We start from the raw sequence: 24,849 nt of genomic DNA on the forward strand, positions 1-24,849 counted from the left end.
GAGGAACCAGACAGGAGAGCCGGGTGAGCGTGTGTGTATTGCCACACCCTGACCTGCTGCGCACCCGGCTAGGGTCTGTGAGCTGCCTACAAAAGGGACCGTCTCATGTCCTTCGCCCCGTTCGACTGGATCAACGACGAGGCCCGCCGCCGGGCCGCCGCCGGACTCGTCCGCACGCTCCGCCCGCGGCCCGCCGAACCGGACGTCCTCGACCTCGCGAGCAATGACTATCTCGGCCTCACCCGGCACCCCGAGGTCACCGCCGCCGCCGCCGGAGCGGCGCACCGCTGGGGCGCGGGTGCCACCGGATCGCGGCTGGTCACCGGATCCACCGCGCTGCATGCCGAACTCGAACGCGAACTGGCCGATTTCTGCGGCTTCGAAGCGGCCCTGGTGCTCTCCTCCGGATACGCGGCCAACCTCGCGGCCCTCACGGCGCTGTCCGCCCGTGGCTCGCTGATCGTCTCCGACGCGGGCAACCACGCCTCGATCGTGGACGGTTGCCGCCTCTCCCGGGCGGAGACCGCCATCGTTCCGCACGCGGACCCCGAGGCGGTGCGCAGGGCGCTGCACACGCACGGCGGACGGGCGCTCGCCGTGACCGACTCCGTCTTCTCGGTCGACGGCGACGCCGCCCCGCTGTCCGCGCTCGCCGACGCCTGCCGGGCCGGGGGCGCCGCGCTGGTCGTCGACGACGCGCACGGTCTGGGGGTGCTCGGGGACGGCGGACGCGGTGCGGTCGCCGCCGCCGGGCTCGCGGGCGGCGAGGACATCGTCGCCACGCTCACCCTCTCCAAGTCGCTGGGCAGCCAGGGCGGAGCGGTGCTCGGTCCGGCCCGGGTCATCGACCACCTGGTCAACACGGCGCGTACGTTCATCTTCGACACCGGACTCGCTCCGGCGGCGGCGGGCGGAGCCCTCGGCGCGCTGGGACTGCTGGGCCGGGAACCGGAACGCGCGGACCGGGCCCGAGCGGTCGCCGCCGCCCTGTACGAACGGCTGACCGACGCGGGGCTGACCGCTGTGCGACCCGACGCCGCGGTGGTCTCCGTGCGCGCGCCCTCCGCGGACGCGGCGGTGCGCTGGGCGGCCGACTGCCGCGCGGCCGGGGTGCTGGTGGGATGTTTCCGCCCGCCGTCGGTGCCGGACGGCATCTCCCGTCTTCGGCTGACCGCGCGGGCCGACCTCACCCAGGAGCAGATCACGACCGCGGTGGACACGGTCGTACGCACCGCTCCCCGGGCGGAGGCCGTCCCGGTCCCGGTCAGCTGACCGGGCGGTCGCCCAGTCCTGTCACGAACGACGTCCAGGCCGGCGCGGAGAAGCGCAGCGCCGGCCGGTCCACGTCCTTGGAGTCCCTCACGGCCAGGTGCTCACCGTCGAGCGGCGCGGTCTCCACGCAGTTGTTCATTCCGGTACTGCGGCTGCTGCGGCGCCACCGTAACGCGGGCTGTGCAAGGCGGTCGGACATGAAGCACCCCTCGGGCAGTCGGAAGGTCCAAGGGGGAGTCCGGCGGGTCCGGCCCGATCTCCCCCTAGTCGCCGCGGTTGACCGCGGCGATGAGGTCCAACGAACGCTCCGGCGACAGCGCGTGAGTCTGCAAGGTGCGGAAGGCCGAGCTGTACGCCTCAAGGTCTTCTTTCCGCTCCAGGTAGAGGCTACTCGTCAAATGGTCAAGAACGACCACATCCAGATCAGAAATGTTCGGAAAGGAGAAAATAACGAAAGGGCCGGTGAGCCCGACGTAGCCGCCGACCTTGAACGGCAGTAACTGGAGTTGTACGTGCGGTAATTGGGCCACACGCGTCAGATGGGACAGCTGGTCCTTCATCACCTCGGGGCCGCCCACCTCGCGCCGCAGTACCGCCTCGTCGAGCACCGCGGTGAAGTGCAGCGGCGGCTTCTCCCACAGAACCCGCTGACGGGTCAGCCGCACCTCCACCAGCGAATCCAGCTGTCCCGCAGGCAGTCCGTCCAGCGACGCCCGGGTCACGGCACGGGCGTACTCGGCGGTCTGGAGCAGTCCGGGCACCACCGACGTCTCCAGCGTCCGCGCGGTCCTCGCCTGGGACTCCAGGCTGATGAAGTCGCGGTACTGGGGCGGGATCAGGCCCCGGTACGCGTGCCACCACCCCGTGCCGCCGCCACCCGCCGAACCGGCGAGCACTTCGAGGAGAGCGCGCAGCTGTGTGTCGCGTACGCCGTAGGCGTCCAGCAGCCGGGTCACATCGGCGGGACTCACCCCGCTCGCTCCGGTCTCGATACGGCTCACCTTCGACTGGTGCCAGCCGAGCAGCCGCGCCGCGTCCCGGCTGGTCAGCCCGGACGAGTGGCGCAGACCGCGCAACTCCTCGCCCAGCTTGCGTCGGCGTACCACGGGGCCGTGCTGCATGCCGGCCTCCTTCCGCTCGTACAGGGAGAGCCGGCCCGCACCGGGGTCCGGCCCGCAAAGAGGTCAGTGTGCCGCGTGTTCGAGCCCCACCGGAGCAGAGTTCACCGCTTCGAGCGACAGATATATGCATATCTTGGTCGATCGTCGTTACAGAGGGCAGCATCAGTGGCAATCTGGCGCGAAGCACAATCCTGGCCGATCGCGGGTCGGCCGGGGCGGGAAAGGGACGGCGTCGCCATGGCAGACCATCAGGAAGCAACCGTCACTCTGCCGAGCGATCCGGTATCGGTCTCCTCGGCCCGCAGGTACGTCGCCCGGACGCTGGCCGAGTGGGGCATGTCCGACGACACCGAGATCGCCGACGCCATCCGGCTGATCGTCTCGGAGCTCGCCACCAACGCCGTGCAGCACACGTTCGGGCAGTCGCCCACCTTCACGGTGGATCTCCGGCTGGACCGTGAGGAGGAACTGCACCTGGGGGTGACGGACAGTCACCCCCGCTGGCCCCAACGGCTGCCGGCCGCCGTGCAGCAGGACAACGGACGCGGCATGGTCATCATCCGGGCACTGGCCAAGGAGTTCGGAGGACGGCTCACCGTCACTCCCACCGCGGAGGGCGGCAAGACCGTCTGGATCGCCCTGCCCTGGACGGTCCCGGTCCAGGGCTGACCGCGGTCCTGTCAACAACGCTCGTGGTCAATGCACCTGGCGCGTCGCGGCACCACGGCCGAAACCGCTGCGCATCAGGGCCATCAGCGTCGACGCCGCGGCGCTCGCCCGGTCGCCCCGGTGCGCGACGGAGATCGTCCGCCGGAAGGCCGCGGGCTCCAGCCGTCGCACCGACAGCGGGGTCGGGGACATCGCGGCGACCATCTCCGGCACCACGGCCACCCCTAGCCCCGCGCTGACCAACGCGCACACCAGGGCGTAGCCGGGCGACTCGCACACCACCGCAGGGGTGGCCCCGGCCTCCGCCAGGGCTCGCTCCACCCCGCGCCGGGGCGGATGCGTGGGCGCGCTGCTGATCAGCGGCCGACCCGCCAGCTCGGCCACGGGCAGCCGGCCCGTGCCCTCGGACAGCATGTGGCCGACCGCGGTGATCAGGACCAGTTCCTCGACCAGCAGAGGTTCGATGGTGACGCCCGCCGGAGGCGGATCGGCGGCCGCCGGTTCGTACGTGTGGGTCAGGGCGAGATCGACCTCCCCGGCGGCCACCGCGGTGACCGTGCCCGGCGGCTCGTAGTCGGTCACCGCCAGCTCGACATCGGGATGGGCGCGCCGGAACGCGCTCAGGACCGGCGGCAGCAGATGAATTCCGGCCGTGGTGAAGGTGCCGACCCGCAGCCGCCCCCCGGAGAGCCCAGCGAGCTGGGCGAGCTCGTGCCGCGCCTGGTCCAGCTCGTCCAGGACCCGTCTGGCCCGGCCCGCGAGCAGCTCACCGGCGGCCGTGAGCCTGGCGCCGCGGTGGTGGCGTACCAGGAGTGCCGCACCGGCCTCGCGCTCCAGCTTGGCCAGCTGCTGGGAGAGGGCGGGCGCGGTGTAGCCCAGCCGGGCCGCGGCCCGAGTGATCGATCCGGCCTCGGCGACCGCCACCAGCGCCGCGAGCCGTGTCGGGTCGTACATTAAGCGTTCCTTTTGGCAGACCCAGAAGATTGCAAGTACACGCTAAAGGCTACTTCAGGCCAGGCTGTACGCATGGATGCACAACTGCTCGCCTTCACGGGAGTCGCCGCAGGCATGGTGGCGCTGCCCGGCGCCGACTTCACCGTCGTCGTACGCAACGCGCTGGCCTCGCGCCGTTCCGGGGTGGCCACAGCACTGGGAGTCGCCGGGGGACTGCTGGTGCACACCGCGCTGGCCGTGGCGGGGCTGGCCGCGGTGCTGGTGACGATGCCCGTGCTGTTCCGCACCGTCCAACTGCTCGGCGGGGCGTATGTGCTCTATCTCGGTCTGAGCGCCCTGTACGCGGTACGGCGACGGTCCGCGGCGACCGACGGGGCACCGGCACAGGCGCCCGGCCCCGCGCCGAAGGGGCTCGGCCGCTCACTGCGCCAGGGCTTCCTGACCAACGCGCTGAACCCCAAGGCGCCGGTGCTCTTCCTCAGCCTGCTGCCCCAGTTCGTCCCCGACGGGCAGCCGCCGTTGCCCAGGACCCTGCTGCTCGCGGCCGTCGTCGTGGTGCTGGCGCTCATCTGGTTCCCGGCCGTGGCCCTGCTGGTGGACCGGTTGGGCCGGTGGCTGCGCCGGCCGCGTACCGCCCGTGCGATCGAGGGCGGCAGCGGCGCGGCGCTCACCGCACTGGGGCTCGCGCTGGTGACCGGACCGCTGCTGCGCTGAAGCGGTTCCGGCCGGGCATCAGGGGATCAGCGGACCCGTCCGTACCAGACGCTGTGCGACCAGATCTTCTCCAGCCGGACCAGGGACCCGGTCTTGGGGGAGTGCCAGATCTTCCCCTTACCCGCGTAGATGCCCACGTGGTACACGCTGCGGCCGGAGTGGAAGAAGACCAGGTCGCCCTTCTTCCGCTTCGAGGAGGAGATGTGGCGGGTCTTGTTGTACTGCTGCTGGGCCGTGCGGGGGAGCTTCTTGCCCGCCTTCTTGAACGAGTAGAGAGTCAGCCCCGAGCAGTCGAACCGGCGGGGGCCGGATGCTCCGTACTTGTAGGGCGATCCCTTCTTCGAGGCGGCGATCTTGAGCGCCTTCGTCGAGTGAGTGGCGGCCTCGGCATCGGTCACCAGACCCGGCGCCAGCATGGTGCTGCCGACGGCGAGAGTGAGAACCGAGGCCGTACCGACCCGGGCAAGCAGAGACGGGACATGTACCTGCGCAGTCATGCGCAACCCTTCGTCAGCCGCCTGTGAAGGATGACCTGTCGGGTTCGGGCTGGCGAAGTTGCCCGGCCGCACTTGGCGGCTTCACCCCGAGGGGCGACCGGTTGCCCGGTCGACCCGTTGTGCTCGGGTCCTCCACTCCTGCCGATCCACTTCTGTCGACCAGTCATCCGGGCAGCGGCAGGACTCGGCGTCCGCCCGGACCGCCCCGCCGCGGTGGCGGGGGCTTGTCGTCCCAGGGATCTTGACTCACGAAGTGCCGGATTTCCGAGGCGAAACAGTGATTTGTGAGGCTCATCACGACTGATCCGTTCGGGTGGACGGGTCGGATTCGAGCCCTCGGCCGTGCTGTCCGACCAGTCTCGTACCAGCGGCGGAACGGCATATTCCGAGTACCGTCCACGCGCAGAGCGCAAGTTGGGTTGTCCCTCATGAGGGGGACTGCCTACGCCGAACGAGCGAGGAAAATTGATCAATCGACCGGGCGTGTCGCGTCGGCTCGACAGCGCCCCGGGGCCGGCTTCCTCACGCCGGACTCGGGCTTTCTTACCCTCCGGCCTCGGCAGCCCCGGCTCCCCTCACGCCTGACTCCGGCTCCTTCACCCCCCGACCGCAGCCCCGGCTCCCCTCACGCGCCGACCCCGGCCCCAGCCGCGGGGAGCGGGTGGGGCCGGGGTCGGGGGTGGGGCCGGGGTCAAGGCGGAGGGTGCGGTCAACCCGTCGGTGGCGGGGGTACCGTGACCCGGCCCGCGCGCCGCTCCCCGTCGAGCAGGCGCAGCGCCCGCGCCAGGGTGGTCGCGTGGATCTGCGTTTCGCCCCGCTCGTGCATCAGCGCCAGGGCGTCGCGCAGTGCCGCGGCCCGGGAGGCCAGCGCCTGGGCGGCCCGGAGGGCGCCGTAGGTGTCGCTGCCACGGGCCGGGTTGATCCGGCCCAGCTGGTCGAGGACTTCCAGGTAGCGGTCGATGAACTCCCCTTCGGCGCGGGTCAGGGCGGGGAGCGGTGGGAACTCGGGTGGCAGCATCGTCGGTTCACCTCGCGGGGTGCGGCGGCCGGGGCGGGTTGCGGTTCTCCACGACGTGGTCGACCAGCCCGTACGCCTTGGCGGCCCGTGCGTCGAGGATGGTGTCGCGCTCGATGTCGGCGGTGATCTGCTCGGTGGACCGGCCCGTGTGACGGACCAGCATGGCCGCGAGCATCTCGCGTACCCGCATCAACTCGCGCGCTTCGATTTCAAGATCGGACGGCTGGCCCTGAACCGGTTCGTTCAGCACGGGCTGACGGATGACTACCCGGGCGCCGGGCAGGGCATGTCGGCGGCCCGGTGCCCCGGCCGCCAGCAGCACGGCAGCACTGGAGCCGGCCTGGCCGAGGCAGAAGGTCTCCACGTCGCAGGCCAGGTACTGCATCGTGTCGTAGACCGCGGCCATGGCGCTGAACGATCCGCCGGGGGAGTTGATGTACAGCGAGACGGGCCGGTCCGGTTCGGCGTATTCCAGGTACATGAACTGGGCGATCAGGTCGGTGGCCGCGGTGTCGTCCACCGGGGTGCCGAGGAAGACGATCCGCTCGGAGAGCAGCTTGGAGTACGGGTCGAGAGTCCGGGTCCCCGTCGCGGTGCGTTCGGTGAACTCGGGCAGGACATAACGGGCGGCAGGTCGGATCATCGCGGTGCCTCTCCTGGGATCTGCGCAGGCCTCGGTCCACATGCGCGCTTCAGCTGCTGCATGCCTGTAAAAAATGTACAGGACGTACAGAAGGTTATGATGGGGACTATGGCCTACGAGATTCCGGTGACGCAAGCCCGGGCAGAGCTCGCCGAACTGATCAACCGTGTCGTCTACGGCGGTGAGCGCGTCGTCGTGACGCGGCACGGCAAGCCGCTCGTCGCGCTGGTCTCCGCCGCTGACCTGGAGCGGCTCGAAGGCGAGGAAGTCGCCGCGGAGGAGCAGGTGATCAGCTCGGTGTCCTCGATCGGGTCGGTGACTTCCACTCCGAACGAACGGCGCCGCTTCGGCATCGCCGCCGAGCACCGCGGGCATCACGACCGGAACGACTGAAGGCCCGGGGTCCCAGGCGCCCCGCAGGCCCCAGGACTCTCCCCGGGCCCTTCGGGGTGGCGAGGGCCGCGCCGTATACGACACGGCCGCGAGGGCGGTACGGGCGCTCCGGCGTACCCGCCGACGGCATGGCGCGCACGGTGATCGCCACGGCCCCGGGTTTCGTCGCCCAGGAGGCGCTCTTCGGGCACGTGCAGCCCGAAGAGCCGGAGAACGGGTTGTGCGGCCCGATGTCCATGGCTTCACCAAAGATCAGTTAACGCGGTGGAAAAACTTCCGCCCTAACGTGCAATACCTCGCCGCGAGACCCTCATTCATCGTTCAACAGACTGTTGATGGCGGATAGGGTCCCGCTGCGCCCAGGGCCGGTACTGGGCGGAAGACGATGAGGTGGAAGCGTGCAACTGACCCCGCACGAGCAGGAGCGCCTGCTCATCCATGTGGCCGCCGACGTGGCCGACAAGCGCCGGGCACGCGGGCTGCGGCTCAATCACCCCGAGGCCGTCGCCCTGATCACCTCCCATCTGCTGGAAGGCGCCCGGGACGGCCGCACGGTGGCCGAACTGATGGCGTCCGGACGCACGCTGCTCACCCGGGCCGACGTCATGGACGGCATACCCGAGATGCTCCACGACGTACAGGTCGAGGCCACCTTTCCGGACGGCACCAAGCTCGTCACCGTCCATGACCCGATCGTCTGACGAGGAGCGCCGCCGATGATTCCCGGAGAGATCCTGTACGCGGACGGGGCCGTGCCCATCAACGAGGGCCGTGCTGTCACCCGCCTCACCGTCCTCAACGCCGCCGACCGTCCGGTCCAGGTCGGCTCGCACTATCACTTCGCCGAGGCCAACCCCGGGCTCCGCTTCGACCGCGCCGCCGCGCACGGGCTGCGGCTCCATATCGCCGCCGGTACGGCCGTCCGCTTCGAACCAGGCATTCCCGTCGACGTCGAACTCGTCCCGCTCGCCGGCCGCCGGGTCGTCCCCGGCCTGCGCGGTGCGACCGGAGGTCCCCTCGATGCCTGAGCTCCACCGTGCCGTGTACGCCGATCTCTTCGGGCCCACCACCGGCGACCGCATCCGGCTCGCCGACACCGACCTGCTCGTGGAGATCGAGGAGGACCGCTGCGGCGGCCCCGGACTCGCCGGTGACGAGGCCGTGTTCGGCGGCGGCAAGGTGATCCGCGAATCGATGGGCCAGGCGCGCACCACCCGCGCCGAAGGCGCCCCCGACACCGTCATCACGGGCGCCGTCATCATCGACCACTGGGGCATCGTCAAGGCCGACATAGGCATCCGGGACGGCCGGATCACCGGCATCGGCAAGGCCGGGAACCCGGAAACCATGGACGGGATCCACCCCGACCTGATCATCGGGCCCGAGACCGAGATCATCGCGGGCAACGGCAAGTTCCTCACCGCGGGCGCCGTCGACGCGCACGTCCACTTCATCTCACCGACCGTCATCGACCAGGCGCTCTCCAGCGGGGTGACCACACTGGTCGGCGGCGGCACCGGTCCCGCCGAGGGCACCAAGGCCACCACCGTCACGCCCGGCCCCTGGCATCTCGCCCGGATGTTCGAGGCGCTGGAGGCGTACCCGGTCAACATCGGGCTGCTCGGCAAGGGCAACACGATGTCCCGCGACGCGATGTACTCACAACTGCGCGGCGGCGCGCTGGGATTCAAGATCCACGAGGACTGGGGTGCCACCCCCGCCGTCATCGACGCGTGCCTGAACGTCTGCGAGGAGACCGGGGCCCAGCTCGCCATCCACACGGACACGCTCAACGAGGCCGGATTCGTCGCCGACACCCTCGCCGCGATCGCCCGGCGCTCCATCCACGCGTACCACACCGAAGGTGCGGGCGGCGGGCACGCCCCCGACATCATCACCGTGGTCTCGGAGCCCTACGTCCTGCCGAGCTCCACCAATCCGACCCGGCCGCACACCGTCAACACCCTTGAGGAACACCTCGACATGCTGATGGTCTGCCACCATCTCAACCCCGCGGTACCCGAGGACCTCGCGTTCGCCGAGTCCCGCATCCGGCCCTCCACCATCGCCGCCGAGGACATCCTGCACGACCTCGGCGCGATCTCGATCATCTCCTCCGACGCCCAGGCGATGGGCCGCGTCGGTGAGGTCGTCCTGCGGACCTGGCAGACCGCCCATGTGATGAAGCGGCGGCGCGGCGCACTGCCCGGGGACGGGACGGCCGACAACCACCGGGTCCGTCGCTATGTCGCCAAATACACGATCAACCCGGCGGTGGCGCAGGGCCTGGACCGGGAGATCGGCTCGGTCGAGACCGGCAAGCTCGCCGATCTCGTGCTGTGGGACCCGGCCTTCTTCGGCGTCAAGCCGCAGACCGTCATCAAGGGGGGCCAGATCGCGTACGCGCAGATGGGCGACGCGAACGCCTCCATCCCCACCCCGCAGCCGGTGCTGCCGCGCCCGATGTTCGGCGCACACGGCAGGGCGCCCGCCGCCAACTCCTTCAACTTCGTCTCGGCCACCGCGGTCGAGGACGGTCTGCCCGAACGGCTCGCCCTGGGCAAGCGGTTCGTCCCGATCACCAGCACCCGAGGTGTCACCAAGGCGGACATGCGGCAGAACGACGCCCTGCCGCACGTCCACGTCGACCCCGACAGCTTCGCCGTCACCATCGACGGCGACCCGGTCGAACCCGCACCTGCCGAGGAACTCCCCATGGCCCAGCGCTACTTCCTCTTCTGACCGGCGGATCCGACCATGTCACGCGCAGCTCTTCTCGTCCTGGCCGACGGCCGGTTCCCCGCCGGAGGGCACGCCCACTCCGGCGGCGCCGAACCGGCCGTCAAGGCGGGACGCATCCGCGACGCCGACGACCTCGCGGACTTCTGCCGGGGCCGCCTGCACACCAGCGGACTCACCGCCGCGGCACTCGCCGCGGCGGCCGCCCACGGCCTCGACCCGCTCGCGCTGGACGAGGCCGCCGATGCCCGCACCCCGTCACCCGCCCTGCGGGCGACCGCGCGCAAACTGGGCCGGCAGCTGATGCGGGCCGCCCGTGCCACCTGGCCGAGCCCCGAACTCGCCGCGCTAGCCGCCGCCCGGCCGCGCGGTGCCCACCAGCCCGTCGTCCTCGGGCTCACCGCACGCGCGGCGGGGCTCGGACCACAGGACGCGGCGCACTGCGTCGCATACGAAACGGTCAGCGGACCGGCCACCGCGGTGGTCCGGCTGCTCTCCCTCGACCCCTTCGAGGCCACCGCCGTCCTCGCCCGCCTCGCCCCCGAACTCGACCGCGTGGCCGCGCTGGCCGCCGCTGCCGCCCGCCAGGGCATCGACGCCCTGCCCGCCGCCTCGGCCCCGCTGCTCGACATCACCGCCGAAGCGCACGCGGCCTGGCCGGTCCGGCTGTTCGCCTCGTAACTCCGCAAGAACCAGGAGCCGTATCCCATGCACCTCGACCACTTCCACGACGGGCCCGCCGCCGTCGCCGCGGACGCCGCACGCCCCGACGGCACCCGCCGGGCCCTTCGGATCGGACTCGGTGGGCCGGTCGGCTCGGGCAAGACCGCGACCGTCGCCGCGCTGTGCCGCACCCTGCGCGACGGGGTGTCCATCGCCGTCGTCACCAACGACATCTACACCCGCGAGGACGCCGCCTTCCTCCTCCGCAACGCCGTCCTGCCGCCCGAACGCATCCAGGCCGTGGAGACCGGTGCCTGCCCGCACACAGCAATCCGGGACGACATATCCGCCAACCTCGAAGCGGTCGAGGACCTGGAGGACGCCGTGGGCCCGCTCGACCTGATACTCGTCGAGTCCGGCGGCGACAACCTCACCGCCACCTTCTCCAAGGGGCTGGTCGACGCCCAGATCTTCGTCATCGACGTGGCGGGCGGCGACGACATCCCGCGCAAGGGCGGCCCCGGCGTCACCACCGCCGACCTCCTGGTCGTCAACAAGACCGACCTCGCCCCGTACGTCGGCTCCGACCTGGACCGGATGGCCCATGACGCCGCCGAGCAGCGCGGCGAACTCCCCGTCGTCTTCACCTCCTTGACCTCCGCCGAGGGCGTCGGACCGGTCGCGGACTGGGTACGGGCGCAGCTCGCCGCCTGGACCGCGTGAGCGTGCGGGCGACCGCCCGGATCGTCGCCGCACCCGACGGCCGGGGTTCCACCGCGCTTCCCCTGCTGAAGAGCGAAGGGCCGCTCGCCCTGCGCCGCACCCGGTCCGTCGTCGACTCCTGCGCCAGGGTCACGGTCGTCGGCGCGATGAGCGCCCCGCTGGGCGGTGACCGGCTCACCATCGAGGCGCGCGTCGAGGACGGCGCCCGGCTGACCGTCGACTCGGCTGCGGCCACCGTGGCGCTGCCGGGATCCGGGCCCGATCCCGAACCGGCCTCGTACGAGGTGGAGTTGTCCGTGGGGGAGGGCGCGGAACTGCGCTGGCTGCCGGAACAGCTCATCTCGGCGTACGGCAGCGAGCTCCGGATGGCCACCAGGGTCGAACTCGCCGCCACCGCACGGCTGGTGCTGCGCGAGGAGCAGATCCTCGGCCGTCACGGCGAGAGCACGGGAGACCTGACCACCCGGCTCACCGTGCGACGGGCGGGCCGCCCGCTGCTCGACCAGCAGCTCGCCTATGGGCCCCGCGCGCCCGGCGGCTGGAACGGTGCGGCCGTCCTCGGAGGCCACCGCGCGATCGGTCAACTCCTTGTCGTCGACCCGGGCTTCGAGGGTGCCCCGGCCCGGCCGGGGCTCATCGGCGACACCGCCGCGCTGACCCCGCTGGCCGGGCCCGCCGTGCTGGTGACCGCCGTGGCCGCCGACGCGCGCCTGCTGCGAGGCGTCCTGGACGCGGCGTTGGACGACGTACTGGACGGGTTGCGGTCCGGTCGCGGTGAGTGAGTCCGCTCAGCGGGACAGCGGGCACCGGTTATTGGTTCGGTAAAGAAACATGTGTACGCACTGTTCTCAGGAACCCCACAGACGAAAGGATCCCGGGGAAGTCCCGATGAACTGCGCCGCCACCGGCGGCGCATCGGATAGATGGGGGAGGTTCCACTTGAGACGCACCGCAGTGCTCGGTTCGGCCGGCACTCTGATCGCGGGCACGCTCATAGCGGGCGCGATAGCCGCACCGGCGGCCACTGCCGACGGACGCCACCACAACGGTGGCTCCGAGGCACGAGGCGTCCAGCTCGCCGCCGAGCGAGCGGCGAGGGCCGGGATCGACTGGACGGACTGTCCGGCCGACTGGGCGATCGCCAAGCCCATCCAGTGCGGCTGGGTGACCGTTCCGCTCGACTACGCCAAGCCGAACGGCAAGAAGATCAAGCTTGCCGTCGACCGCCACGTCAGCACCGGCACGAAGGCGGAGCGCCAGGGCGCGCTCATCTACAACCCTGGTGGTCCGGGCGGCTCCGGCATGGCGTTCCCGAAGCGGATCGTCAACAAGAACCCGCTGTGGACGAAGGTCGCGAACGCGTACGACTTCGTCGGCTTCGACCCGCGCGGTGTCGGCCACTCGGCGCCGATCTCCTGCATTGACCCGCAGGAGTACGTCAAGGCTCCGAAGGCCGACCCGGTCCCCGACAGCGAGGCCGACAAGCGCGCCCAGCGCAAGCTCGCCGCCGAGTACGCGGACGGGTGCGCCGAGCGCAGCGGCGACATGCTGCCGCACATGACCACGCCCAACACCGCACGCGACCTGGATGTCATCCGCGCCGCGCTCGGTGAGAAGAAGCTCAACTTCCTGGGTGTCTCCTACGGCACCTACCTGGGCGCGGTCTACGGCACCCTGTTCCCGGGCCATGTGCGCCGCATGGTCGTCGACAGCGTGGTCGATCCGTCGAGGGACAACATCTGGTACCAGGCCAACCTGAACCAGGACATCGCCTTCCAGTCCCGCTGGGACGACTGGAAGGCATGGGTCGCCGAGAACGACGCCGCCTACCACATCGGCAACACGCCCGCGAAGGTCGAGAAGGCGTGGCTGAAGCTGCGCGCGGCCGCCAAGAAGAGCCCGATCGGTGGCGTCGTCGGACCCGCCGAGCTCATCGGCTTCTTCCAGAACGCGCCGTACTACGACTCCACCTGGGCGCTCGTCGCCCAGACCTGGAGCGACTACCTGGGTGGCGACACCCAGGCGCTGGTCGACGCCGCCGGCCCCGATATGTCGGACATCGCGGGCAACATCTCCTCGGAGAACGGCAACGCCGTCTACACGGCCGTCGAGTGCGCGGACGCCAAGTGGCCCACCAGCTGGCGCAAGTGGGACCGCGACAACACCCGGCTGCACAGGGACTACCCGTTCATGACCTGGGCGAACGCCTGGATGAACCTGCCCTGTGCGACTTGGTCGTCCAAGCAGCAGTCCCCGCTCAACGTCAAGACCGGCAAGGGTCTGCCGCCGGTCCTGATCGTGCAGTCCACGCGTGACGCCGCCACTCCGTACCAGGGCGCCGTCGAGCTGCACAAGCGGTTCAAGGGTTCGCGTCTCATCACCGAGAAGGGCGCCGGATCGCACGGCGTCACCGGACTGGTCAACCCCTGCGTCAACGAGCGGGTGGACGCCTACCTGCTCAGCGGGACGACCGACCGGCGCGACGTGACGTGCGCTCCGCACGCCACGCCCAAGCCGTAAGTACCCGGCACGGCAGGGGCGGGTGGGCGGAGTCCTCTCCGTCCGCCCGCCCCGTTCGTCCGCAGGGACCGGTAGGGGGCAGCGACCGTCCGGGCCTGCGACGGGCCGGGCGTTTCAGCCCCCCGTAGGCCCCGAGCTGCCGGGCCCCTCACGCACCGAGCTCCCGGCCCCTCACGCCCTCCCGTCGTACCGCGCCAGCCAGGCGTCCTCCGCCGCGTAGTCGAAGAGCCCCGGACCGTAGCTCTTGAGCATCTTGGGAAACGCCTCCGTCCACTCCCGCCCGGCGAGCTGCGCGGACAGCCACTCGACGGTCTCCGGCAGCGACTCGGTGTAGCCGGTCACCGGCCGGTACCCCAGCTCCCGCTCGGCCGCCGACATGTCGTACACCACCGGATGCTCGCTACCCCACGGCGTGTCCCCGACCCCGTCCGCGCCCGGCGCCCCCGCCACCAGCACGGTCTCCGTCTCCCTGCCCAGCACCTCATCGACCGCCGCACCGATCTCCGCGGCCGTCGGCGTCTGCGGGTCCCCGGCGTTCAGCACCCGAGAGGCGGGACGCAGCGCGGCCAGCCGGATCAGCTCGGCCACATTCGAGGCGTGGACCGGATGGAAGACGCTCCTCCCGCCGTACGCCAGCACCCGGCGCCTGCGCCCGTCCAGTGCCCGCTTCACGAAATACAGCTCGCGGGGGGTGCGGCAGTACGGTCCATGGATCGCGCCCGCCCGCAGCAGGGTCACCGGCAGCTCCTCGCCCGCCGCCAGCAGCAGCCGCTCCAGCTCGATCTTCCGGGTCCCGTACGTCGTGTCCCCGGGCGCCACCGTGCGCTGCGTCTCCGCGATCGGCACCGGATACACCGGAGCACCGCCGGGCTGCTGCTGGGTGTCGAAGCCGCGCCCCTCGTCGTCCTCGTACACCGCGCCGCTGGAGATGACGACCGCCGAACCGATCCGGCCGGCGAGACCGGTCAACTGCCGGGCGTGGGACGCGTCGAAGGCGACCATGTCGACCAGGACGTCACAGCCCGCGCCGAGCGCCCACGCGAGCGCACCCTCGTCGTTCCGGTCGAGGCGCACCGTGCGTACGCCGTCGGCCCACCGCTCGTCACGTCCGCCGCCGAGCGAGGCCGCGGTCACCTCCCAGCCGTCCTCGACGAGGGCCCGCACCGCGGCCCGCCCGATCTGTCCCGTCGCTCCGAGTACCCACGCGTTTCCCTTGATCATGCGAGGAACGCTAGGCGTGCCCGGCCGGCCGGGCAGGGTTCTTCGCCGATCGCGAATTCGCCGTCAGCGTCGCAGTTTCGGGAACCTCTTCGGCTGAGCCGGCTGCTCGGCCTTCACCTTGACCGCGTACTCGTCGACGTACTCCTGGCCCGAGAGGTTGAGGATCGCGTACATGATCTCGTCGGTGACGGCCCGGATCGCGGCCTTCTGGTCCGCCAGGCCCGCGTAGCGGGAGAAGTCCAGCGGCTCACCGAACCGGATGGTGACCCGCTTGATCCGCGGGACGACCTGACCGGGCGGCTGGATCTCGAACGTCCCGACCATCGCGCACGGAACCACCGGAACCTGCGCCGTGATCGCCATCACCGCGACCCCGACCTTGCCCTTGTACAGGCGGCCGTCGTGCGAGCGGGTGCCCTCCGGGTAGATCCCCAGGAGCTCGCCCTTGCCCAGCACCCCCAGACCCTCGCGGATCGCCGCCTGTCCGGCGTCCTTGCCGGACCGGTCCACCGGAATCTGCCCCGCGCTGCGGAAGAACGCGGCGGTCAGCCTGCCCTTCAGGCCCGGTCCCGTGAAGTACTCGGCCTTCGCCAGAAAGGTGATGCGCCGCTTGATGATCGCGGGCATCAGGAAGTGGTCGGAGAACGACAGGTGATTGCCGGCGACGATGGCCGCGCCGTCCGCCGGAATGTGTTCCAGCCCCTCGATCCGGGGGCGGAAGAGCAGCCGCAGAACGGGTCCCAGTACGACATATTTCAGGACGTAATAGAACACGGAGAGTGCACCTCGCTCTGCCGGGGTCGGCGTCAGGGCTGGGTCAGGGCTGCGTTGTACCAGGTCATCGTGGTGCGGAGGACCGTCAGTCTAGGGTCCCCGGTGGCGCGGTGTGACCGTCCCGACCGGTCACGGCCCGGTCACCTCTCACCCCTGCCCGTACTTCCGCGGGGCACGCTTCCCCTCCGGACATGAAACGCCGCGGCGCGGCGGCCCGGCCCCGGGGGAGGGGCCGGGCCGCCGCGCCGCCCGGAACGCCCTGCGGCGTGGAGCCGGGTCAGGTGTCCTGGGTGGCGAGCACCCCGAGCGTGGCCAGACCCAGCACCACCCAGCCGAACCAGAGCCAGCCGTTGCTCCCCAGCGCCACGGTGTACGCGGTCACCGCGACCAGCGCCCCGACGGTCATGACTCCCATGGTCTTCGTCGATCCGGACATGAGCGCACGCTCCTCATCGGCCACGCGGCCGTTGAGCCCATGGTCACCCCACCGGCGTGCCCGGCGCTACTGTCCGCGGGCCTGCAAAGAGGCCAGATAGGCGTTGTACGCCGCCAGCTCCTGGTCGCCGTCACGGTCGGCGGCCCGGTCCGCGCGCTTGGCGATCCGCTGGTCGGAGCGGTACCACTGGAAGACCAGGGCGATCAGCACCAGCACCGACGGGATCTCACTGAACGCCCAGGCGATGCCGCCGGCCCAGCCCTGATCGCTCAGCGCCTCGATGCCCAGCGAGGCCGGGGGGTTCTTGTACGTCTCCACCATCGGCGTGGTCGCCATCATCAGCGCGATGCCGAAAAACGCGTGGAACGGCATGCCGGCGAACAGCTCCAGCATCCGCATCACATAGCCCGGCCGGTGCGGGCCGGGGTCGATGCCCATGATCGGCCAGAAGAACACCAGGCCGACCGCGAGGAAGTGCACCATCATCGCGATGTGGCCGGGCTTGGACCCCATCAGGAAGTCGAAGAGCGGGGTGAAGTACAGCCCGTAGAGGCTGGCGATGAACAGCGGGATCGTGAACACCGGGTGCGTGATGATCTTCATGTAGCGGCTGTGCAGCAGCTTCAGCAGCAGCTCGCGCGGACCGGTACGCCCCCGCCGGCTCGCGACCGGCAGCGCCCGCAGCGCGAGGGTCACCGGGGCGCCCAGCAGCAGCAGGATCGGCGACAGCATGCTGATCACCATGTGCTGCACCATGTGCACGCTGAACATGACCATGCCGTAGTCGTTGAGCTTGGTGCACATCACCAGGGCGATGCTCAGCACACCGATGACGAAGAAGACGATCCGGTTGACCGGCCAGCCGTCCCCGCGCCTGCGCAGGCGCACCACGCCGTATCCGTACAGGGCGAGTGCGAGGAGGCAGCCGATGAAGAAGAACGGGTCCGCGGAGAATTCGAGCCCACGACCCAGCGTGAACGGCGGCAGATCCATGTTCATGCCGTGCCCGCTGTGATCCATCTGTTCACTCCCGATGGGGACGTCCCCGTTTCGTGCCGGTTGTCCGGTCCAGAGTAGAACTGCCCCCGGCCGCGGTTGCGGCCGGGGGCAGTTCCTCAGGTCATGCCGTTCAGAGCACGCACTCCGCCTCGGCGTACCGCTCGGCGGGGACCGTCTTCAGCGTCTCCACGGCGGCGGCCAGCGGGACCATGGTGATGTCCGTGCCGCGCAGCGCCGTCATCATGCCGAACTCGCCGCGGTGCGCCGCCTCCACGGCGTGCCAGCCGAAGCGGGTGGCGAGGACCCGGTCGTACGCGGTGGGGGTGCCGCCGCGCTGGACATGGCCGAGTATCACCGGGCGGGCCTCCTTGCCGAGGCGCTGCTCCAGCTCGATGGAGAGCTGTGTGGCCACTCCGGCGAAGCGCTCGTGCCCGTAGATGTCCTTGGTGCCCTGCTCGAACTCCATGGAGCCCGCGCGCGGCTTGGCGCCCTCGGCGACCACGACGATCGCGAACTTCTTGCCCGCCGAGAAACGCCTTCCGACGACCTCGGTCAGCTCGTCGATGTCGAAGGGGCGCTCGGGGACGACGATCGCGTGCGCACCGGCGGCCATGCCCGAGTGGAGGGCGATCCAGCCGGTGTGCCGTCCCATGACCTCGACGATCAGTACCCGCTGGTGCGACTCGGCGGTGGTCTTCAGCCGGTCCAGGGCCTCGGTGGCGACACCGACCGCGGTGTCGAACCCGAAGGTCACATCGGTGGAGGCGATGTCGTTGTCGATGGTCTTCGGCACCCCGACGATCGGCAGGCCCGCCTCGGAGAGCAGATTGGCCGCCTTCAGCGTGCCTTCGCCGCCGATCGGGATGATCGCGTCGAGGCCGAGGTCCGCGACATGGCCGCGGGCCCGCTCCACCCCGTCACGCAGATGCGCGGGCTGGACCCGGGAGGAGCCGAGTATCGTGCCGCCGCGGGCCAGGATGCCGCCCACCGCGTCCAGGTCGAGCTTGCGGTAGTCGCACTCCAGCAGTCCCTTCCAGCCGTCGTGGAAGCCGATGACCTCGTCGCCGTGGTCGACCACCGCGCGGTGCACGACGGAACGGATGACTGCGTTGAGGCCGGGGCAGTCGCCGCCGGAGGTGAGCACACCAATTCGCATTGCCCGGGGAACCTTTGCAACGTGGGCCGACGACCGGACCACGTCGTCCGGTTGGATCCCCGCCACCCTACCGGCGCAGGGTGGCGGGACCGAACCGGATGTCCGCCTGCTGGACTCCGCTCAGCTGAGCGAAAAACGCCTCAGGCGGGCTGTGTCGCCGCGGAGATCCGTTCGGCGCGCAGCGCGTCGTACCAGCGCTCGTCCGTCGGCGGCAGCGCGTTCACATCGAGCGCCAGCTTCAGCAGCAGATCGGCGATCTGCGGGTTGCGGGCCATCACCGGACCGTGCATGTACGTACCGAAGACGGTGTCGTTGTACGCACCCTCGGTACCGTCCCCGGTCCCGTTGCCCCGGCCGAACTGCACCCGGGCGAACGGCCGTGCGGTGGGGCCGAGATGGGTGACGCCCTGGTGGTTCTCGAACCCCGTCAGCGGCGGCAGCCCCAGGTGCGGGTCGATGTCCGCCAGTACGTCGCCGACGCACCGCGCACCCTCGCCCCGGGTGGACACCACATCGAGCAGACCGAGACCGGCCTCGCGCTCACCGAGGTCGTTGACGAACTCGTGCCCGAGGATCTGGTAGCCCGCGCACACCGAGAAGATGATCGCGCCGTTGGACGCGGCCCGGCTCAGCCCGCCGTCGCGGCGCAGCCGCTCCGCGGCCAGTCGCTGCGGCCGGTCCTCGCCGCCACCGATCAGATAGATGTCGCCGGAGGTCGGGACCGGCTGGTCGCTGCGCACGTCGACGCGCTGCACGTCCAGGCCGCGCTGCCGGGCCCGGCGCTCCACGACCAGGGCGTTGCCCTGGTCGCCGTACGTGCTGAGCAGGTCGGGGTAGACCCAGACCAGACGCAGACCGTTGTTGCTCATGCTTCGTCCTCTCCGGAGGTGGCCGGCGCCGGGGTCAGTTGCCGACACGACGGCGCAGATCCTGGAAGGCGGTGTAGTTGGCGATGACCTCGATACGGCCGGGCGGAGCCAGCTGCACGGCCTCGTCCAGGGTCTCGCAGACCCGGAATTCGAGACCGGCCACTTCGAGCCGGACCGCGAGGTCCAGCTTGCGGTCACCGAGCACGAAGATCGGGTGGCCGGCGAGCTGTGTGTAGTCGACGTCCCACAGCCAGGAGGTGTCCGTGCCGTCCGCGCCCCGGGCGTTGACCGACAGGATCACCGGCGTCGGCGGCGGGTCGATCAGGGAGAACGTCTCCAGCCAGCCCGCCGGGTTCTTCGCCAGCAGGAGCCGCAGCTCACGGCCCTGGAAGGAGACCACGTCATAGCGGCCCGCGACGGCCTGCACCTGGTACATGCGCTCCAGGGCGACCTGCGGCGGCACGCCGAAGACGGCCGCGACGGCGGCCGAGCTGGTGGCGTTCGCCTTGTTCGCCCGGCCGGGCAGCTGGAGGTGGATCGGCCACGCCGAACCGTGCGGGTCCAGCACGTAGTCGCCGTTCAGCGCCCAGCTCGGGGCGGGACGGCGGAAGCCGCACTGCCCGCAGAACCAGTCGTCGCCCGGCCGCTGCATCACGCCGCCGCAGGACGGGCAGGACCACGCGTCGTCCTTCCACGCCTGACCGGCCGCCACCCACACCACATTGGGGGAGGAGGACGCCGCCCACACGATCAGCGGGTCGTCGGCGTTGGCGATGATCACGGCCTTCGAGCCGGAGAGCCCCTCGCGCCAGTGCTCCGCGAGCATCCGGGTCTCCGCCGCGCGGTCCAGCTGGTCGCGGGAGAGATTGAGCAGCGCGATCGCCTTGGGCGTCGTGTCGCGTGCGACACCGGCGAGGTACTTCTCGTCGACCTCGATCACGCCGTACTTCGCGTCCGAGCCGCCGGCCAGCGCCGAGGTGATGCCCGCGGGCATGTTCGCGCCGAGCGCGTTCGACACGACGGGCCCAGCGGCCCGCAGTGCCTCGGCGATCAGCCGTGTGGTGGTCGTCTTGCCGTTCGTCGCCGACACGAGGATCACGTCCAGGTGCTGCGCCAGTCGCCCCAGCAGGTCGGGGTCGAGCTTGAGCGCCACCCGGCCGCCGATCACCGATCCGCTGCCGCGCCCCGCGGCGCGCGACACCGCCGCCGCGGCCTTGCCCGCCGTCACGGCCAGCTTGGCCCGCGGCGACAACGGCTCCGTGTTGCCTGCCATCGTCCTAGATCCTCCTTGCATCGGTCCGCGCCCAGCCTATCGATGTCCGGTGCGACGACCGCACCGCGGCACCACGGGAAGTCCGTGGCCGCGGCGGAACGTACGCTTGCCGGCATGCGAAACCGCCCGATCCCCGGCAGTTCCGGACTCATCCGTGCCATGAGTCTGCTCGGTGACCCGGTGCTCCACAGCGCCTGCGAGGACGTCACGGACTTCGGACCCCCGCTCGCCAGGCTGGTCGAGGACATGTTCGCCACCATGTACGCGGCGCAGGGTGTCGGGCTCGCCGCCAACCAGATCGGCGTCCCGCTCAAGGTGTTCGTCTACGACTGTCCGGACGACGACGATGTCCGGCACCTGGGGCACATCGTCAATCCGGAACTGGTCGAGGCGGACGGCCTTACCGTACGCGGACCGGAAGGGTGTCTTTCACTTCCGGGTATCGAGGCGGGTACGTCACGCTTCGACCGCGCGGTCGTCGAAGGGGTCACGATGACCGGCGAACCGGTACGGATCACCGGCACGGGCTGGTTCGCCCGCTGCCTCCAGCACGAGTGCGACCATCTCGGCGGCACGGTCTACACGGACCGGCTGACCGGGCTGCGCCGCGCCAGGGCGCTGCGCGCGGCGCGGCGGGCGCCCTGGGCGAGCAGCGGCTGAGCGGCCGCGGTGCCGGACGGGGTCAGAAGCCGGGACCGCCGGGCCGGTCGCCCGCCCCGGCCAGCCTGCCCCACAGCAGATCGGCCAGGCTGCGCACCAACTGCGCGCGGGAGCAGGGCCGGTCGCCCAGCCACCAGTCGCCCGCCGCGTGCATCATGCCGACGATGCCGTGGCCCCAGATGCGCGCCATCTGCTCGCTGTCCGGGCCCAGGTCCACCCGCTCGGCGATGACCTTGCCGAGCTCCTCGCCGAGGCGGCGCAGCAGCGGCGCGGAGTGCCGGCCGACGTCGAAGCCCTGCTCGGGGGAGGGAGCGGCGTCGTCGGACGGGTGCATCAGGAAGCGGTAGACCTGCGGGCGGGCCTCGATCGCGGCGAGGTAGGTGTCGAGCGTGGCCTCCACCCGTTCACGGCGCTCCGCCGGTGCGTCGAGAGCCGCCCGCAGCGCGCTCAGCAGTGCGTCGGTGTGCCGTTTGGCGAGTGCGCGGTAGAGCCCGCCCTTGTCCCCGAAGTGGCGGTAGAGGATGGGCTTGGTGATCCCGGCCTCGGCGGCGATCGCGTTCATCGACGCCTTGGGCCCGTCCCTGAGCACCACCCGGTCCGCGGCCTCCAGCAGCTCGCGGCGGCGGCGTTCGGCCGCGCTGCGCTGCCGCTCGGCCTGTCGCGTGGTCTCCATGTCGTGTCTCTCCCCACCCCTGCCCTGCAGTTTCTTCACGCCGGGGCAACGTAACACCCTGCCCCGGGACGGTGCCGATCGGCATCTTGGCTGTTGACAGTGGCTACTTGCCGGTAACAGACTGTTGTTACCGCAAGTAACGCACGCTTTTGACGGCAGTGCATGGAGGGGAACATGGCCGAGTTCACGCTTGATCTCAACGACGACCAGAAGCAGGTCCGCGACTGGCTCCACGGCTTCGCCGAGGATGTGATCCGTCCGGCCGCTTCGGAGTGGGACGAGCGTGAGGAAACGCCCTGGCCCGTCATCCAGGAGGCGGCCAAGATCGGCATCTACTCCCTCGACTTCTACGCCCAGCAGTTCTTCGACCCGACGGGCCTCGGCATCCCCATGGCCATGGAGGAGCTCTTCTGGGGCGACGCGGGCATCGCCCTGTCGATCGTCGGTACGGGCCTGGCGGCCGTCGGCGTCCTCGCCAACGGCACCGAGGAGCAGATCGGCACCTGGATCCCGCAGATGTACGGCGACGCCGACGATGTGAAGGTCGCCGCGTTCTGCTCCTCCGAGCCGGACGCGGGATCCGACGTCGCCTCGATGCGCACCCGTGCCGTCTACGACGAGGCCAAGGACGAGTGGGTCCTCAACGGTACGAAGACCTGGGCGACCAACGGCGGCATAGCCAACGTCCACGTCGTCGTGGCCGTCGTCGACGCGGAGCTCGGCTCCAAGGGCCACGCCTCGTTCATCGTGCCGCCGGGCACGCCCGGCCTCTCGCAGGGCCAGAAGTTCAAGAAGCACGGCATCCGGGCCTCGCACACCGCCGAGGTGGTCCTGGAGGACGCGCGCGTCCCCGGCCACTGTCTGCTCGGTGGCAAGGAGAAGCTCGACGAGCGCCTCGCCCGTGCCCGCGAGCGGGCCAGGGCCGGTGGCGGCGAGCGCGTCAAGAACGCGGCGATGGCCACCTTCGAGGCATCCCGCCCGGCCGTCGGCGCCATGGCCGTGGGCACCGCCCGCGCCGCGTACGAGGTCGCCCTCGACTACGCGAAGACCCGCACCCAGTTCGGCCGCCCGATCATCGACAACCAGGGCATCGCCTTCCAGCTCGCCGACATGCGGACACAGATCGACGCGGCCCGGCTGCTGGTCTGGCGCGCCTCCTGGATGGCGTCCGCCGGAAAGCCGTTCACCTCGGCCGAGGGCTCCATGTCGAAGCTCTACGCGAGCGAGACCGCGAAGAAGGTCACCGCCCAGGCGATCCAGATCCTCGGCGGCAACGGGTTCACCCGGGAGTACCCGGTGGAGCGGATGCACCGGGACGCGGCCATCTACACCATCTTCGAGGGCACCAGCGAGATCCAGCGCCTGGTGATCGCCCGGACCCTGTCGGGCATGCCGATCCGCTAGTCCTGAGGTGTCCGGCCGTGTGCCGCGCGGGAACACGCTCCCGCGCGGCACACGACCTCGGCTCAGGACGGGAGTTGGGCCTCGATGGCGGCGACGACCTCGGGCGCCTCCGGCTCCGTGCCGGGGCGGATCCGGGCCACCGGCACACCGGCCGGCGAGATGACGAACTTCTCGAAGTTCCACTTCACGTCGCCGGCCTCGCCCTCGGCGTCCGCGAGCTTCGTGAGTTCCGCGTACAGCGGGTGCCGGCTCTCCCCGTTGACGTCGAGCTTCTCCAGGAGCGGGAAGGTGACCCCGTACGTCGTCGAGCAGAAGGTCTGGATCTCCTCCGCGCTGCCCGGCTCCTGGCCCGCGAACTGGTTGCAGGGCACGCCGAGGACGGTGAAGCCGCGGTCCCCGTACTGATTCTGGAGCCGCTCCAGGCCCTCGTACTGCGGGGTGAGTCCGCATTTGGAGGCCACGTTCACCAGCAGGAGCGCCTGGCCGCTGTAGGCGCCCAGGGTGGTCGGCTCGCCGGTGAGGGTGTGCAGCGGGATGTCGTGCAGCGTCATGGAATCGCTCCTCGTGTCCAATGCGTCGGTGTTCATTGTGACGCCCAGAGGTTCATGGGAACGAAGCCGACGGCCCGCCCCTCGGGATCCAGCAGCCTGCCCATCAGCTTGACCGCGCGCAGGGCGACGGCCCGGTCGGCGATGCGCAGATGGGGCAGGGCGGTGGCCAGACGTACCTCCAGGGCTTGGGCGTCCACCAGGGACGATACCCAGACTGTGGCGATCAGATTCTGCGGCCCGGCAAGTCCCAGGCACTGCCGGATCTCGGGCAGCTACGCCAGCTCCCGCGCCGTCGAGTCCAGGTGCTCGGCCGCCACGGTCCCGAAGAACGTCACGGCGACCGGTGAGCCCGACAGCGAACGGGCCAGGTCGCGGCGGAGCACCAGCTTCCCGGACTCCAGCAGCCGGTTGAGCCGGCGGCTCGCGGTGTTCACCGAGATCCCAGCTGATCGGCGAGTTCACTCAGCGGAATACGCCCGTTCTCCCCGATCGCGGTGACCAGGTCGGCGTACTCGGGGAGTTCGTTCGAGCCGCCCGCCGCCGCCCGCCGGGACGCGGCCAGGACCTCCTGCTGCGAGCGGCTCAGGCTCGTCAGCCGCCAGGCGCTGCCCTCCGTATAACTGCGGGTGACCAGATGCGCCCGGGTCGCGATGATGCCGGGGATGGTGCCGAGCCGGTCCACGATGTACCGCGAGAGGGTGCCGAAGCTCGTGTCGGTCATCGGTGATCCGCATCCTGAGCCGTCGTGGGAAATTACGGCATTTGATGTGGGGCAGTGACAGGAATCGGCAATTCCTGGCCGCTTCTTGATCGGAGACCAGCACCGCCGTACCCCATCAGATCCAGCCACTTTCAGCGTCCGGAGGTGCGTCGTGCAGCAGCCTTTCCCCACTCTCACCGAGGCGGT

General features: G+C 70.7%; 31 protein-coding genes and 1 riboswitch. Of the genes, 13 read left to right on the top strand and 18 right to left on the bottom strand.

The features are described 5' to 3' along the window. Positions 1-105 precede the first annotated feature (105 nt). Entirely contained in the window at positions 106-1,272 is a 1,167-nt protein-coding gene (locus tag A6A29_RS05975; RefSeq protein ID WP_073718790.1) for an 8-amino-7-oxononanoate synthase, read from the top strand. Here the strand turns inward: A6A29_RS05975 and A6A29_RS05980 are convergent. Both A6A29_RS05980 and A6A29_RS05985 read right to left on the bottom strand, forming a co-directional pair. Then, entirely contained in the window at positions 1,265-1,471 is a 207-nt protein-coding gene (locus A6A29_RS05980; RefSeq protein WP_073718791.1) for a DUF397 domain-containing protein, read from the bottom strand. The genes A6A29_RS05975 and A6A29_RS05980 overlap by 8 nt on opposite strands. 64 nt (positions 1,472-1,535) lie before the next feature. Then, positions 1,536-2,393 (bottom strand): helix-turn-helix domain-containing protein, encoded by an 858-nt coding sequence (locus tag A6A29_RS05985; RefSeq protein WP_073718792.1) that lies wholly within the window; start codon positions 2,391-2,393, stop codon positions 1,536-1,538. 237 nt (positions 2,394-2,630) lie between these two features. On the opposite strand from A6A29_RS05985, the gene A6A29_RS05990 reads away from it, so the two are divergent. Next, entirely contained in the window at positions 2,631-3,062 is a 432-nt protein-coding gene (locus A6A29_RS05990; RefSeq protein WP_073718793.1) for an ATP-binding protein, read from the top strand. 27 nt (positions 3,063-3,089) lie between these two features. Here the strand turns inward: A6A29_RS05990 and A6A29_RS05995 are convergent, their stop codons facing one another. Beyond that, positions 3,090-4,016 (bottom strand): LysR family transcriptional regulator, encoded by a 927-nt coding sequence (locus A6A29_RS05995; RefSeq protein WP_073718794.1) that lies wholly within the window; start codon positions 4,014-4,016, stop codon positions 3,090-3,092. A gap of 72 nt (positions 4,017-4,088) precedes the next feature. Between A6A29_RS05995 and A6A29_RS06000 the strand changes: the two genes are divergently transcribed. Further along, a complete protein-coding gene (locus A6A29_RS06000; protein ID WP_073718795.1) occupies positions 4,089-4,730 on the top strand; it encodes a LysE family translocator in 642 nt (213 codons plus the stop codon). A 26-nt stretch (positions 4,731-4,756) separates the two neighbouring features. On the opposite strand, the gene A6A29_RS06005 is transcribed toward A6A29_RS06000, so the two are convergent. The 3 genes from A6A29_RS06005 to A6A29_RS06015 all read right to left on the bottom strand — a co-directional run bounded on the left by A6A29_RS06005 (position 4,757) and on the right by A6A29_RS06015 (position 6,888). Continuing rightward, positions 4,757-5,227 carry a C40 family peptidase gene (locus A6A29_RS06005; RefSeq protein WP_073718796.1) on the bottom strand — a complete coding sequence of 157 codons (471 nt, stop codon included), beginning with the start codon at positions 5,225-5,227 and terminating at the stop codon, positions 4,757-4,759. 3 nt (positions 5,228-5,230) lie between these two features. Continuing rightward, a riboswitch (cyclic di-AMP (ydaO/yuaA leader) is annotated at positions 5,231-5,395 on the bottom strand. A gap of 541 nt (positions 5,396-5,936) precedes the next feature. Then, positions 5,937-6,245, bottom strand: coding sequence for a hypothetical protein (locus A6A29_RS06010; RefSeq protein ID WP_073718797.1), 309 nt, complete (start codon positions 6,243-6,245; stop codon positions 5,937-5,939). 7 nt (positions 6,246-6,252) lie between these two features. Next, positions 6,253-6,888 (bottom strand): ATP-dependent Clp protease proteolytic subunit, encoded by a 636-nt coding sequence (locus tag A6A29_RS06015; protein ID WP_073718798.1) that lies wholly within the window; start codon positions 6,886-6,888, stop codon positions 6,253-6,255. Between the two features lie 108 nt (positions 6,889-6,996). Here A6A29_RS06015 and A6A29_RS06020 point away from each other — a divergent pair, with 108 nt between their 5' ends. From A6A29_RS06020 to A6A29_RS06055, 8 genes are all read left to right on the top strand, one after another. Further along, positions 6,997-7,281, top strand: coding sequence for a type II toxin-antitoxin system Phd/YefM family antitoxin (locus tag A6A29_RS06020; RefSeq protein ID WP_073718799.1), 285 nt, complete (start codon positions 6,997-6,999; stop codon positions 7,279-7,281). 398 nt (positions 7,282-7,679) lie between these two features. Beyond that, entirely contained in the window at positions 7,680-7,982 is a 303-nt protein-coding gene (locus A6A29_RS06025) for an urease subunit gamma (RefSeq protein WP_073718800.1), read from the top strand. Positions 7,983-7,997: 15 nt separating this feature from the next. Then, positions 7,998-8,309 (top strand): urease subunit beta, encoded by a 312-nt coding sequence (locus tag A6A29_RS06030; RefSeq protein ID WP_073718801.1) that lies wholly within the window; start codon positions 7,998-8,000, stop codon positions 8,307-8,309. Further along, entirely contained in the window at positions 8,302-10,023 is a 1,722-nt protein-coding gene (locus A6A29_RS06035; RefSeq protein ID WP_073718802.1) for an urease subunit alpha, read from the top strand. Before A6A29_RS06030 ends, A6A29_RS06035 begins: the two co-directional genes overlap by 8 nt. Positions 10,024-10,038: 15 nt before the next feature. Then, positions 10,039-10,701 carry an urease accessory protein UreF gene (locus A6A29_RS06040; RefSeq protein ID WP_073718803.1) on the top strand — a complete coding sequence of 221 codons (663 nt, stop codon included), beginning with the start codon at positions 10,039-10,041 and terminating at the stop codon, positions 10,699-10,701. A 27-nt stretch (positions 10,702-10,728) separates the two neighbouring features. Then, entirely contained in the window at positions 10,729-11,406 is a 678-nt protein-coding gene (ureG, locus tag A6A29_RS06045; RefSeq protein ID WP_073718804.1) for an urease accessory protein UreG, read from the top strand. Next, positions 11,403-12,188, top strand: a complete 786-nt coding sequence (locus A6A29_RS06050) for an urease accessory protein UreD (RefSeq protein ID WP_073718805.1) — start codon at positions 11,403-11,405, stop codon at positions 12,186-12,188. The genes ureG and A6A29_RS06050 overlap by 4 nt, the downstream gene beginning before the upstream one ends. Before the next feature lie 157 nt (positions 12,189-12,345). Continuing rightward, positions 12,346-13,926 (top strand): alpha/beta hydrolase, encoded by a 1,581-nt coding sequence (locus A6A29_RS06055; RefSeq protein WP_073718806.1) that lies wholly within the window; start codon positions 12,346-12,348, stop codon positions 13,924-13,926. A 171-nt stretch (positions 13,927-14,097) separates the two neighbouring features. Here A6A29_RS06055 and A6A29_RS06060 read toward each other — a convergent pair whose 3' ends face one another. The 7 genes from A6A29_RS06060 to A6A29_RS06085 all read right to left on the bottom strand — a co-directional run bounded on the left by A6A29_RS06060 (position 14,098) and on the right by A6A29_RS06085 (position 20,654). Then, positions 14,098-15,147: an NAD-dependent epimerase/dehydratase family protein gene (locus A6A29_RS06060; RefSeq protein WP_073718807.1), complete on the bottom strand. Its 1,050-nt coding sequence runs from the start codon at positions 15,145-15,147 to the stop codon at positions 14,098-14,100. Positions 15,148-15,210: 63 nt separating this feature from the next. Then, the gene (locus A6A29_RS06065) at positions 15,211-15,921 is read right to left on the bottom strand and encodes a lysophospholipid acyltransferase family protein (protein ID WP_073718808.1); all 711 of its coding nucleotides are present in this window, start codon (positions 15,919-15,921) and stop codon (positions 15,211-15,213) included. A gap of 277 nt (positions 15,922-16,198) precedes the next feature. Continuing rightward, positions 16,199-16,357, bottom strand: a complete 159-nt coding sequence (locus A6A29_RS45730; RefSeq protein WP_198952991.1) for a hypothetical protein — start codon at positions 16,355-16,357, stop codon at positions 16,199-16,201. Between the two features lie 66 nt (positions 16,358-16,423). Beyond that, positions 16,424-17,377, bottom strand: a complete 954-nt coding sequence (locus A6A29_RS06070) for a cytochrome c oxidase assembly protein (protein ID WP_073718809.1) — start codon at positions 17,375-17,377, stop codon at positions 16,424-16,426. 109 nt (positions 17,378-17,486) lie between these two features. Further along, positions 17,487-18,512, bottom strand: a complete 1,026-nt coding sequence (locus A6A29_RS06075; protein WP_073718810.1) for a 6-phosphofructokinase — start codon at positions 18,510-18,512, stop codon at positions 17,487-17,489. 140 nt (positions 18,513-18,652) lie between these two features. Beyond that, positions 18,653-19,381, bottom strand: a complete 729-nt coding sequence (locus A6A29_RS06080) for a type 1 glutamine amidotransferase (RefSeq protein WP_073718811.1) — start codon at positions 19,379-19,381, stop codon at positions 18,653-18,655. A 34-nt stretch (positions 19,382-19,415) separates the two neighbouring features. Continuing rightward, positions 19,416-20,654 carry a MurT ligase domain-containing protein gene (locus A6A29_RS06085; RefSeq protein WP_073718812.1) on the bottom strand — a complete coding sequence of 413 codons (1,239 nt, stop codon included), beginning with the start codon at positions 20,652-20,654 and terminating at the stop codon, positions 19,416-19,418. 114 nt (positions 20,655-20,768) lie between these two features. Between A6A29_RS06085 and def the strand changes: the two genes are divergently transcribed. After that, entirely contained in the window at positions 20,769-21,314 is a 546-nt protein-coding gene (gene def / locus A6A29_RS06090; protein ID WP_073719033.1) for a peptide deformylase, read from the top strand. Between the two features lie 22 nt (positions 21,315-21,336). Here def and A6A29_RS06095 read toward each other — a convergent pair whose 3' ends face one another. After that, positions 21,337-21,987 carry a TetR family transcriptional regulator gene (locus tag A6A29_RS06095; RefSeq protein ID WP_073718813.1) on the bottom strand — a complete coding sequence of 217 codons (651 nt, stop codon included), beginning with the start codon at positions 21,985-21,987 and terminating at the stop codon, positions 21,337-21,339. A 174-nt stretch (positions 21,988-22,161) separates the two neighbouring features. Between A6A29_RS06095 and A6A29_RS06100 the strand changes: the two genes are divergently transcribed. Further along, on the top strand, positions 22,162-23,391 hold the full coding sequence (locus tag A6A29_RS06100) for an acyl-CoA dehydrogenase family protein (protein WP_073718814.1): 1,230 nt from the start codon (positions 22,162-22,164) through the stop codon (positions 23,389-23,391). A 62-nt stretch (positions 23,392-23,453) separates the two neighbouring features. Here A6A29_RS06100 and A6A29_RS06105 read toward each other — a convergent pair whose 3' ends face one another. From A6A29_RS06105 to A6A29_RS06110, 4 genes are all read right to left on the bottom strand, one after another. Further along, positions 23,454-23,942: a glutathione peroxidase gene (locus tag A6A29_RS06105; protein WP_073718815.1), complete on the bottom strand. Its 489-nt coding sequence runs from the start codon at positions 23,940-23,942 to the stop codon at positions 23,454-23,456. A gap of 32 nt (positions 23,943-23,974) precedes the next feature. Next, the gene (locus tag A6A29_RS45155) at positions 23,975-24,139 is read right to left on the bottom strand and encodes a hypothetical protein (RefSeq protein WP_158074367.1); all 165 of its coding nucleotides are present in this window, start codon (positions 24,137-24,139) and stop codon (positions 23,975-23,977) included. Positions 24,140-24,214: 75 nt separating this feature from the next. Beyond that, the gene (locus tag A6A29_RS45160) at positions 24,215-24,376 is read right to left on the bottom strand and encodes a hypothetical protein (RefSeq protein WP_158074368.1); all 162 of its coding nucleotides are present in this window, start codon (positions 24,374-24,376) and stop codon (positions 24,215-24,217) included. Next, positions 24,373-24,663, bottom strand: a complete 291-nt coding sequence (locus tag A6A29_RS06110) for a hypothetical protein (RefSeq protein ID WP_073718816.1) — start codon at positions 24,661-24,663, stop codon at positions 24,373-24,375. The genes A6A29_RS45160 and A6A29_RS06110 overlap by 4 nt, the downstream gene beginning before the upstream one ends. Positions 24,664-24,849 lie beyond the last annotated feature (186 nt).

It is taken from the genome of Streptomyces sp. TSRI0281, from assembly GCF_001905125.1.
Lineage (GTDB): Bacteria > Actinomycetota > Actinomycetes > Streptomycetales > Streptomycetaceae > Streptomyces.